Genomic DNA, 10,975 nt, shown 5'->3' with positions numbered 1-10,975 from the left:
TTTTTCTTTTATATATATGTGCTTTTCCCGTTCTGGAATCGATTCGTCGCACTTAAACAACTTCATTGGCATGGCTGATTGCTCCTTGTGCAATAGCTGATATCAAGAAAGATGCTTCAATATTTGTATTCTCATCAGAGAACTTGTTTGACTTCCTTGATTTCAAAATCCTATCAACATTTATATTTAATAATAGTAATTTTGATAACAATCACCTGAAGATATATTGTAATTTATTAATAAAGTTAATTATAAATAGACAGGTCTAACTAAATTTAAAACAATATTCATTTTTATATATAAAATGTTTTTAATTAATTAAATAGACAGACCCTTCTAACTAAAAATAAAAAAGTAAATAATTTAATCGCTGTCTTAATTCTAGATGTCTCTGTTGGATAAATAGGTAAGCGTTGCTTAACTCCAAAAAACAAGAAAAAGTTGATTATTGGCGGTTTCGAGGCTCTCTAGCTGAGGCAATCAGTTGCGCGGCTTTGCCGACTTTAAGAAACTGCCTTGATCATTAATTGTAACCACTAATACTGTTTCTAAATTAATTTGAAAGTGCAAGTAAATTTGCCAGATGTATGATATTCTTTATTTATAGGGAATCTAATAAAAGGACGAAAACTCCTTAGGTTTCTTTGAAGTGAGTTGTCAGACCAGCCTCATCATTTATTGGTGATGACATAACGTTAATCGAAGTGGAGCAAAGCCGCCAAAAAATCGGTTTTTCGTTTGGCGAAGTCGTTTCCATAGGGTAGGCTGGACTGATTTTTTTTATGTATCTTCTTTCCAGGAAAAAGAATATTTGTCTTGCTGTAATGAAGCAAAAACCTCTCATTCACCTGCCGTAGCCGTGGAGTTTTTTGAATTATTGGTAACAGTATTGCAACTAGTTTTTAGCACCCTTGTTATATCTCGCGTCCCACTAATCCCACTAATATTTACTGCTAAATCTGTAAGATGCTGTTTAACTTCTAGCAGATAACTACAATATTTATAGTGCTGGATAGACGGTTGATGTCCACTGTCTAACTATATTAATACTGTCACAATTTGTCCAGTTAACTCTTTCAAAAACTACAACTCTATTTTGATTCAGCACTCTACTTGATTACACCATAATTTTGGAGCCGAATCAATAAGTCTACGCCATTACTGAGGTTTTTATGCGAAAAATCGCTATTTATGGAAGAGGGGGAGTTGGCAAATCCACAACGACTCAAAATGTAGTAGCTGGACTGACTGATGTGGGTCGCAAGGTGATGGTCGTAGGGTGTGACTCGAAAGCAGACTCTACCCGGCTCCTATTGGGGGGATTCCATCAGAAGATTGTACTCGACACGTTGCGTAAAGAAGAAGATGATGTCAATCTAGAAGACTTTCGCCAGGAAGGATGGGGGAAGACGCTGTGTGTGGAATCAGGTGGGCCGGAACCTGGTGTGGGATGTACAGGTCGAGGCATTCTGACATCAATCGGGTTGCTGGAACAACTTGGTGCCTATGATGATGCAGTTAGACTTGATTATACATTTTATGATGGTCTGGGTGATGTAGTGTGCGGTGGATTTGTCATGCCCATTCGTGAACGCAAAGCTCAAGAAGTTTACATTATCACTTCTGGGGAAATTATGACAATGTATACCGTCAATAACATCTGCCGAAGCATTCAGAAGTATGCTTCTATAGGCGGTATACGTCTGGGAGGATTGATCTGCAACTCTCGCAAAGTCGATCAGGAAGATGATTTGATCAAAGCTCTGGCAGAGAAACTGGGGACTCAAATGATCTACTCTATACCCAGAGACAACATGGTGCAACGAGCAGAGTTCCACCGCAAGACGGTGATTGAATATGCTCCTGAGTCTGAACAGGCGCAGCACTATCGCAACCTGGCAACCACGATTGACAAGAACACAGATTTTGTGACTCCGAAATCTATGTCTAACGATCAGCTTGAGGAACTGCTGGTAAGGTTTGGGTTGTTTGACTAAGACGATGCAGTAAGGGTTATCCCTCATACCAAAGTGTCTGGAGCAATTGGCAACCTCTTACTTGAAAAAGCAGAAAAAACTGCGTAAGTTTCTTACCACCATCTGAGAAATGGGCATTCTCAACTACGCCAAAATTTGTCTACCTCATTGAAGGAGTAGAACTTATTATGTTGACTGAAGAGGTTTTAGTCCAAAAATTTATCACCGTAGCTCAGGGGCGCTGTCCCAAACTCGGCGAGCTGCTCCAGTGCTGCCACGTCGAACTCGTAAACTCCTACTGGGGCTGCCCCCCGAAACTTATACAACATTTTGTTGTATTTTATCCTAACATGCTGTTTGCCTCAGTCAATGCCTACAAAGATATTTTCAGAAGTGTTGCCCAAGATTTGGGGCTATCGGACGCAGTTTGCATAAACGCTACACGCATTATTCGCGATCCCGCCTCAAGGTTGAAGGAAAAGAACCCCATTCTCTGGTTGGAACTCCAGTGGATGGCGGTGCCCACTAGAAAAGGCAATTGGTATTTAGATCAGGACTTACCGTACTCGGATTAAAAGTTGGGTTATCGAAGCAAAATAGTACACGAATGCTGAGAGTTTGTAAATAGTTGATGCCTTGGGATTTGAGCATTTTCTCTTGGTGATCACCAACTTTGTTCGCAGATGATCAAAAAGCGATCGCCAAATAGTATCCAAAAATGCAAGTATATTAGCTAAATGTATGTTATGCTTGCGAAAAATCACCGAAATTGTCAAAACATCAATATGCCTTTCAACAAAAACGCCAAAAACTAGAAGACCTTGCTATTGCCCTAACAGATTAGGTTTGGCCGCTACGGCTTTTTCTAACGGAGAGATACAGTCTCATGAAACTAGACGTGAATCTTTGCAATAATCTGAAGTCAATTAGAACTCGCTTGGGCATGAGTCAGCAGGATTTAGCTAACAAGGCTGGTGTAACCCGTCAGAGTATTGGTGGTGTGGAATCGGGACAATATGCTCCTTCAGTTGCTATCTCACTGCGTTTAGCCAAGGCGCTTGGCTGCCCAGTCAAAGACTTATTCTGCTTCGAGGAAGATTTACCAGAAGTTCAAGCAGTTCTTAGCAAACCAGTCAAGAGCAGACAGCAATTGGGAGTTAGTCTAGCGCGGGTTGGTGGTAAATGGATAGCTTATCCCCTGGTTGGGAACGATGCTTTTCGCATCGAAATGATTCCGGCTGATGGTGAAGCAGTTGTGGTGAGCCACCCCGTTGCGGGGGTTCCTCCGGTTGTAGGGAGTGACGTTAGCGCAAGCGGTAGCGACGTAGGATCGTCACCCGTAAGGGTGGACGGGTTCCCCGGCATAAGCAAACTGCTTCACCCTCCGGGTGAAGCAGGTGCGATGAGCCACCCCGTTGCAAAAAGAAATCTGAGCAAAGCAAGCTCCAACTCAGAACTTTCCAAGGTTTCCCCTGTTGAGGAACTGGCGAAAGGGTTAAGAAATATAAGCAAACTGCCGTTCTCCGGTGGGGTTAAGGCAGAGTATCTGGAGGGTGAATTACAGAACCAAACAGGTAGAAATAAAGTTGTGGTTCGGCTGCTTGATGATATCGATAAATTGGAAAATACAGTTGTGATTGCTGGTTGTACGCCGATGATTTCCCTCTGGGCAAGAGCAGCTGAACGTTGGCATCCGCAACTGCGAGTTCATCATATTTTTGCCAACAGTATGACAGCATTGCGTAGTCTGTGCCGAGGTGAAATTCATATCGCTGGGATGCACCTGTACGATCCGGAAACTGGAGAACATAATATTCCCTTTGTTCGCGAAGCTTTAGCTGGTAGGAGTGCAGTTTTAATTACCCTTGGAGTTTGGGAAGAAGGACTTTTAGTCCCACCAGGAAACCCAAAGGGAATCAAAACAGTCAGCGATTTAGTGGAATTAGGAATAACTATTGTCAACCGTGAATTAGGTTGTGGTAGTCGTATGCTTTTGGAACGCAAACTCCAAGAAGAACAGATATCATTGCACACAGTTAAAGGATTTGACTATATCGTCTACAACCATCAAGATGTCGCTTTATCCGTAGTGTCAGGAATTGCTGATGCAGGTGTCAGTACAGCATGTGTAGCTGCTGCCTTTGGGTTGGGATTTATTCCCCTGCATCGATCGCGATACGACTTGGTGATTCTCAAAGAATACTTAGAAGAAACACCAGTACAAGAATTGCTCAGTACCTTGGGACATCGGCTAGTCCAATCGCAATTAGAGGTTCTCGGCGGCTATGACATCAGCAATATTGGGGAAGTTGTAGCGAATATTTAGGGTGGAGTGTCAACGTAATTCGTAATTCCTAATGACACTCGTTTACCCTTGGCATATCCCCTTCTCCTAAAGGGAGAGGCTAACGCCAAGGGAGAAGAGAAGGCTTTACGGTATGTTAATGTAATTTGTAATTATTACGTTATGACTAAGGAATATGTCTTTTAGTTTCTACAACTCAAATTAGTTGCTCTCTCACTCAATTACGAATTCCTCAAGTAAATCAAAATCACACAACAAATGAGCTGCTCATGAATCATCATACCATGAACAAACATCCCATTCAAATTAACGATACAACCCTAAGAGATGGTGAACAAGCGGCAGGTGTAGCCTTTAACGTTGAAGAAAAAATTGCGATCGCCACCTTTCTTGATGCCATTGGTGTTCCAGAATTGGAAATTGGTGTTCCGGCAATGGGGCAAGAAGAGGCAGAGTCGATCCGAGCCATTGCCAATCTGGGATTAAACGCCAAATTACTGGGCTGGAACCGTGCTAATTTGTCTGATATTCAGGCATCGATAGATTGTGGTTTGGAGCGAGTGCATATTTCCGTTCCTGTCTCAGAAATTCAGATTGCCGCCAAGTTTGGCGGTAAGCAGCAGAAAGTGCTGGATCTTTTGAGGGATGCGATAAATTTCGCTTGCGATCGCGGTTTATCTGTATCTGTTGGTGGAGAAGATTCTTCCAGAGCGGATGAATCTTTTCTGCTGGATGTGGCGTATTATGCTCAAGAGTTGGGAGCTTTCCGGTTTCGCTTCTGTGACACTGTAGGAATTCTCGATCCTCTGACTACTTACAGCAAAGTTCGCTCTCTTGTGCATCATTTATTCATTCCCATAGAAATGCACACGCACAATGACTTTGGACTGGCAATGGCGAACTCGCTGGCTGGTCTTGAAGCAGGGGCGCAATCGGTTAATACCACGGTAAACGGGATTGGTGAACGGGCAGGGAATGCGGCGCTGGAAGAAATTGTGATGGCACTAAAACACATCTACGGTATCCCAACAGGCATTGATACAAAACGGCTGTTGGAATTGTCTCGGTTAGTTGCTAAAGCTGCCAACTGGCCGGTTCCTCCCTGGAAAGCGATCGTGGGTGAAAATACCTTCGCACACGAATCGGGCATTCATGCTCACGGTGTGTTACAAAATCCAGGTACTTACGAACCGTTTGCACCGGAAGATGTTGGTTGGGAACGTCGCCTTGTTGTAGGCAAACATTCCGGTCGGCATCTGATATTCAGTGTGCTGCAAGAACATGGAATCACGCTTAGTCAGCCAGAAATTCAATCAGTGCTAGATGCTGTAAAGCATCAGTCAGTAAAAGTTAAGCGCAGTCTCACGGTTGAAGAACTCCTGAGTTTAGTTCCCCAAGGGTGAACGCACACATTTACTGAAACATTAAGTTGCATTGTGCTTTTACCCATTAAAAAGTAAGTACATCAACTTCTAATTCAGTCAGTTTGACCAGAAAAGACTTGAATCAAAAGTGAAGTTGGTTAAGAACACATAACAATTCTGTCTCTGGTTAGCGATCGCAATTATTGTACCAACTGCTAAAATATTACCAACATAATTGGTAATAACTATGCCGAGAAAAGAGCAAGGATGGATCACGTTTCAATTGTCTTTAGAAGAACTGCAATTTTTGGAACAGTACTGCCAGCAGTTCCAACGCACTAAGACTGATGTGTTACGCTCCTTGTTACGTAGTCTCCAAACAAAATTACGAAAACAGCAAGGGAAGCAGTTTGATACTGGGGAAGTTGATCTTGACTTACTTTGAGCAGTGGTGAACAATACTACTCGTAAAGCCAGTTGTCTTGCGCCCAAACAAACTCGTAACGGGGAAGTTCATAGTCTCTCTGAAATTGTAAAAAGTGTTCAAGTTCAAAAGTTGACTATGACAATTCCTACAGAACCAGTGCGATGTATATGGTGGGCTGTGGCTACGCACTACAGTGAAATTCCCTTCAATTACAAAATTGCCTGGAACGATTTTCTAACTGTTCCGGTGATGAAACTTCTGCGGCTTGAGCAGAGTTTCTTGATGCATAAGTAAATCAGATTTTTGATGCTCCAATGCCACTTGATATCCAGGGTAGTCAGGATTGGTTAATTCTACTAAAGCATTTTTTTCTACCATGCTTAATTTTCAGTCCATTCGTACCGCAGCAATGCAAAAAGTCCCATATAATTGGGCTTTGATAAAAAACCTGCTCTCAACTGAGGCAAGCTTAGAACTAACTGCCAGTTTTCCCCACGAAGAGTTTCGCCTGTCGGAGGGAGAGGGATACGGATACTCTTGGGGAAAGATGCTTGCCACTAGCGAGGATATTTCCTTGATGCTCAAATCTAGTGATAATCGCTGGCGACAGCGGATGGCACAAGGTAGACTTACTTATGACTTAGGACATCTCAGTAATGTCTGGCAACAGTTGATAGAAGAACTGTGGACAGATTCTTACCGCAAAGCAATAACCGAAATGTCTGGGTTAGAACTAGATAACTGTGTAATGGATGTTGGATTCCGTCGGTATAACTTAGGACATCTGCATCACCCCCATACAGATGAGCCAAACAAAGTTTTAACTCATCTGCTATTTTTCAATCAACAATGGTCTGAAGAGTGGGGAGGCTGTTTGCGAATTCTTAAAGACTCCCAACCGGAATCTGCCTTCCAAGATATTCTACCTCTGAGCGATTCCTCAGTTATGATCGTGCGTTCTGACAATTCTTGGCATATGGTAACTCCGCTTACTTCTCCTGTATCGGAGTCTCGGCTAGCTTTACGAGTTGCTTTTTTCGGAATAGTCGCATAACTTCAGATTTCGGAGAAACCCAGCTAGCTGTGTAGCAGTCAAGTCTTTTGTTTCTACTTTTGTCAGAAAATCAGCCTCCTGATTTTCTGGTTCTTCCTTGTCCTCCTTATTTCTCGTGGTTGATAATCCCTCTGAAATCGTAAAAAAGTGTTGGAGTTCAAAAGCTGACTATGACTAATCCTACAGAATTACTGCGATCGCGCTACGGGGAAATTCCCTTCAATTACGAAATTGACTGGAACGACTCTCTAGAAACGCTACTATCTCACCGTTCAGTTCGGTCTTATCTATCTGACCCTTTACCACCAGGAACCCTGGAATGGCTAGTTGCAGCTGCTCAATCTGCTGCTAGTTCAGCTAATTTGCAAACCTGGAGTGTGGTAGCGGTTGAAGACCAAGAGCGCAAAGCAGAATTATGCAAGCTGTCTAATAACCAAGTATGGGTTAACCAGGCTCCTGTATTTTTGGTTTGGTTAGCAGATTTAGGTCGAATGGCTCATATTGCTGATAGTCGCGGACTACCTCATGTGGCTCTGGATTACATAGAACTGTTGTTTAAAGCAATAGTCGATGCCTCGGTAGCAGCGCAAAATGCCACTCTAGCCGCTGAATCTATTGGTTTGGGAACGGTATATATTGGCGCAATCCGCAATAACACGCAAGAGGTAGCAACACTACTAAATTTGCCACCTTTTGTGTTCCCCGTATTTGGATTGTGTGTGGGTTATCCCAATCCTGAAGTACAACCTGCTATTAAGCCACGTTTACCGCAGTCAGCTATACTACACAGGGAAACCTATAAATTGGCAGAACAAGATGAAGCGATCGCTCACTACAACGATATCATGAAGGAATTCTATATTGAACAAAAGATGAATGCTGCTGTTGATTGGTCGCAAAACTCAGCCGAGCGGATCGCAACCTTAGACTATTTAAAAGGATGCAAAAACTTACGTGAAACTCTTAACAACTTTGGCTTAAAGTTGCTATAAAAGAAGTCAGCAGCCAGAAGACACGAGAGAACTCTAAGCATCCACCGTACCCCTAGTAGAGAGCAAGCTACGCGCAGTAGGGACTAAAGAATAACTTCTGATGTCTGCACCAAAACTTCTGACGCTTAAAGACTTGTTACTGCTTCATTAAAGACTTGAAACTCTACACCAGTCTTAAAAAATAATTTCAGTGCGTAAGTCCTAAGAAATAAAAAGACCCGCTAACTCGCCAGCCCCAGCAATTCTCCTGCTTGAAACCTTTGTACGAATTTAGGGAATGAATCTGAAGGTATTTAAGCAGTCAACAGGCGAACGATTTAATGGGTATTCCAGCAAGCTTTATCTTTCAAAAAAGGGCTGAACTGGAAGAATCCTCTTGTCATGAGAATTGCTGACCAAAAATGTAGAATTTACCCTGTGAAACCAAAGGAGCTTCAAACAATGGATATAAAGGAATTGTCTACCAAAGACCTCAACAAACTACGCTCTCAAGCCAAAATAATTGTTAACCGAGTGGAGATTTTTGTAGAAACTTACTTATTAGAAGCCTCTGTTGATGAGAAGATGATAAACGAAACCTTACAAGAGATTATTAAAGCTGCGAATAGCTTAACAACCGCAGTATCCAAAATTAAAACCGAAGAAATGGTACGTGGTGACTTGAACGGTTCAAAATAGTTTAATCGGGCTGAGTGGAACCCCCTAACTAAATAATGGGGATTGAATACAGTACTGAGTGCTGAGTAATCGATGCTAGATACTCAGCACTATTTCAGTTATGGAGATAAATGAATCTAGACTGTTAGGAAATACCATGCTAAAAGGGCTAATTTCAAAGTTAAATAACTGGTTACAGAGAAATATAATTGTCCGCAACCTGGAGTTTTTTCAAGATTTTATTATTATTTCTCTTTGTCTTGGTTTATTCTGTGTGATGCTGATCCGACTAGGAGATATGTTCTTCTCTTTTTTACATCCCTTGGATTTGCGGCAAGTAACATCTGATATCCTGTTCATTTTGATTTTAGTAGAGTTGTTCCGTCTATTAATTGATCATCTACAACAACAGAGGACATCCGTGACCGCAGCAGTAGAAATTACTATTGTTTCTGCTTTAAGAGAGGTAATTTTACGTGGTGTTCTCGAAATTCCCCGTGACCAAATTTTTGGAATAGCGATATTTTTACTAGTGTTAACAGGAATTATGGTGGCTTTGCCTTGGATATCTCGTTTTCTTGAACAGGTCAAAATTTCTCACCCTGAAACAACAGGAAAAACGCAATTATTGGCTGAAACTCATCTGAATTCTGATTAATTGTAACTACAAATACTGTTTGAAAATTAGTTAGCGATCGCAAGTGAATTTGCCAAATGTATGACATTCTTTATATATGGATAAAGAAAAGTACAAAAGTTCTTTAAAAAAATAAGGTACACATAATAATCACTACTATCATGAACTTGGACAAGGCAAAATTTTATTTTAAAGGTATGGTTTTTGCATCTTGTTAACTCATAATCGTGTTAAAAGTGGGGGAATATGTATCTAGAGCCGCTCCGCACCATCTCCAATTAATAAGACTTGCTTTGCCGGACTAATTCCTAAATCAACTAAATGCATTTCTAAATTCTGTAAAAACGCCTTGTATCCATCATAAATTCCATCATTAGTAATAGTAATTTCTGAGTTCTTCACTTTTTTTACCTGGATATGATAACATTTTTTCAGCAATTTTTAATAGCATACCTTTTCCATGAATCAAGTTCGACCCCCTAAAGTTAGCGTCGTCCTAATTGGTTTACTACTAGCAAGCTTATTTCATGCTGCTCCCGTGCTGGGAGCTATTCTAACTAAACAAGAATTTTCGGGTGATTTTACCTTAATCGATGCTAACCCTTTCTTGGAGAACGTTTTGCCAAAAGAGAGCGAATATTCAGGATTTGCCCAAACGTTGGGTAGTAGAAAGAACATTTAGTTGGTTTAACCAGTACCGTCGTCTCAGTAAGAATTATGAATGTCTCCCAGAAATGAGTAAAGCTGGTATATATGCTGTTATGACTTGCATTATGTAACGTCGTTTAGTCAGTCTAAAGATTTACTTTATAAATGGTTTCTTATTGCATACACTAAACGGGTTAGAAAAGCCATAGTACAACAAAGTGTGAGAATGTAGATTACTGCATACCCTTGTTTTATTTTCACCACTTTACAGTGTCAAAGAAAATTGTGCTTTTAGTCTACATAATCTGTTGTTATTGGCTCTTCAACAGTGTTGTTTGAACCTATTGGGCGGCTACCATCTATCTCTAAAGTATCTGAATATAGAAAATTACTTTTAGCGATTGGACGTTGACCGTCTATGTCTTGAACAGCTTCAATCTCTATATTACTAGGGTCAATTGGACGTTGACCGTCTACAGTTAGCATCTCATGTTCTTGAAATGCGCTCTTCCCAATCGGACGTTGACCATCTATATTAATTGTTTTATCATAATCGTTTTCATTCTTCCCAATCGGGCGCTGACCATCTATATCAATTGTTTTTTTAATTTCAATGTTACTTGGATCGACTGGGCGTTGACCATCTATATCAATTGTTTTGTTTGTCTGTTTCAGTTCGTCAGATGATGAATTTATATCAGTTTTAGCTCCTCTTTTCTGCTTATCCAAATTATTTTTATTCCTATCAAATTCGTTTGTCAAATTCATGTTTACCATCGTGATTCTAAAACTATTTATCTCCTATCGGTATGACTTTAAAAATTAGACCTCTTGCAAAATAAGTTTTATGTTATGGTGGGGGTTTGGAATTTTGAGACAGCTAAACTTAACTCGTAGTTGTAAATTGCTGCGAGT

At 41.0% G+C, this 10,975-nt stretch carries 11 protein-coding genes and 3 pseudogenes; 11 read left to right on the top strand and 3 right to left on the bottom strand.

All coding sequences use genetic code 11. The features are described from left to right. Nucleotides 1-1,172 precede the first annotated feature (1,172 nt). The 5 genes and pseudogenes from nifH to V7K21_RS22160 all read left to right on the top strand — a co-directional run. The gene (nifH, locus tag V7K21_RS22180) at nt 1,173-1,997 is read left to right on the top strand and encodes a nitrogenase iron protein (RefSeq protein WP_442948908.1); all 825 of its coding nucleotides are present in this window, start codon (nt 1,173-1,175) and stop codon (nt 1,995-1,997) included. Nucleotides 1,998-2,164: 167 nt separating this feature from the next. Beyond that, nucleotides 2,165-2,551, top strand: coding sequence for a hypothetical protein (locus tag V7K21_RS22175; protein WP_335177363.1), 387 nt, complete (start codon nt 2,165-2,167; stop codon nt 2,549-2,551). Between the two features lie 311 nt (nt 2,552-2,862). Continuing rightward, a complete protein-coding gene (locus tag V7K21_RS22170) occupies nt 2,863-4,302 on the top strand; it encodes a substrate-binding domain-containing protein (RefSeq protein ID WP_335177362.1) in 1,440 nt (479 codons plus the stop codon). 263 nt (nt 4,303-4,565) lie between these two features. Next, on the top strand, nt 4,566-5,684 hold the full coding sequence (gene nifV / locus V7K21_RS22165) for a homocitrate synthase (protein ID WP_335177365.1): 1,119 nt from the start codon (nt 4,566-4,568) through the stop codon (nt 5,682-5,684). A 208-nt stretch (nt 5,685-5,892) separates the two neighbouring features. Further along, a pseudogene (locus tag V7K21_RS22160) lies at nt 5,893-6,021 on the top strand (CopG family transcriptional regulator); the annotation flags it as partial. Nucleotides 6,022-6,306: 285 nt separating this feature from the next. On the opposite strand, the gene V7K21_RS22155 reads toward V7K21_RS22160, so the two are convergent. Beyond that, the gene (locus tag V7K21_RS22155; RefSeq protein WP_335177361.1) at nt 6,307-6,450 is read right to left on the bottom strand and encodes a hypothetical protein; all 144 of its coding nucleotides are present in this window, start codon (nt 6,448-6,450) and stop codon (nt 6,307-6,309) included. Here V7K21_RS22155 and V7K21_RS22150 point away from each other — a divergent pair. From V7K21_RS22150 to V7K21_RS22135, 4 genes are all read left to right on the top strand, one after another. Beyond that, nucleotides 6,449-7,126, top strand: a complete 678-nt coding sequence (locus tag V7K21_RS22150; protein ID WP_335177360.1) for a 2OG-Fe(II) oxygenase — start codon at nt 6,449-6,451, stop codon at nt 7,124-7,126. The genes V7K21_RS22155 and V7K21_RS22150 overlap by 2 nt on opposite strands. A 170-nt stretch (nt 7,127-7,296) precedes the next feature. After that, nucleotides 7,297-8,118: an NADPH-dependent oxidoreductase gene (locus V7K21_RS22145; protein ID WP_335177359.1), complete on the top strand. Its 822-nt coding sequence runs from the start codon at nt 7,297-7,299 to the stop codon at nt 8,116-8,118. 381 nt (nt 8,119-8,499) lie between these two features. Then, nucleotides 8,500-8,796, top strand: a complete 297-nt coding sequence (locus V7K21_RS22140) for a hypothetical protein (protein ID WP_335177358.1) — start codon at nt 8,500-8,502, stop codon at nt 8,794-8,796. 136 nt (nt 8,797-8,932) lie between these two features. Continuing rightward, nucleotides 8,933-9,433: a phosphate-starvation-inducible PsiE family protein gene (locus V7K21_RS22135; RefSeq protein WP_335177364.1), complete on the top strand. Its 501-nt coding sequence runs from the start codon at nt 8,933-8,935 to the stop codon at nt 9,431-9,433. 234 nt (nt 9,434-9,667) lie between these two features. Here V7K21_RS22135 and V7K21_RS22130 read toward each other — a convergent pair. Continuing rightward, nucleotides 9,668-9,826: pseudogene (locus V7K21_RS22130) on the bottom strand (ISLre2-like element ISCst1 family transposase); the annotation flags it as partial. A 46-nt stretch (nt 9,827-9,872) separates the two neighbouring features. Between V7K21_RS22130 and V7K21_RS22125 the strand changes: the two are divergent. Further along, a complete protein-coding gene (locus V7K21_RS22125) occupies nt 9,873-10,094 on the top strand; it encodes a hypothetical protein (RefSeq protein ID WP_335177367.1) in 222 nt (73 codons plus the stop codon). Then, a pseudogene (locus tag V7K21_RS22120) lies at nt 10,060-10,191 on the top strand (transposase); the annotation flags it as partial. The gene V7K21_RS22125 and the pseudogene V7K21_RS22120, both read left to right, overlap by 35 nt. A gap of 160 nt (nt 10,192-10,351) precedes the next feature. On the opposite strand, the gene V7K21_RS22115 reads toward V7K21_RS22120, so the two are convergent. Beyond that, nucleotides 10,352-10,828, bottom strand: coding sequence for a hypothetical protein (locus tag V7K21_RS22115; protein ID WP_335177357.1), 477 nt, complete (start codon nt 10,826-10,828; stop codon nt 10,352-10,354). Between the last annotated feature and the right edge of the window lie 147 nt (nt 10,829-10,975).

It is taken from the genome of Nostoc sp., assembly GCF_036919595.1.
GTDB lineage: Bacteria > Cyanobacteriota > Cyanobacteriia > Cyanobacteriales > Nostocaceae > Nostoc.
The sequence above is the reverse complement of the archived record's forward strand: the minus strand, read 5'-3'. Positions and strand labels throughout refer to the sequence as shown.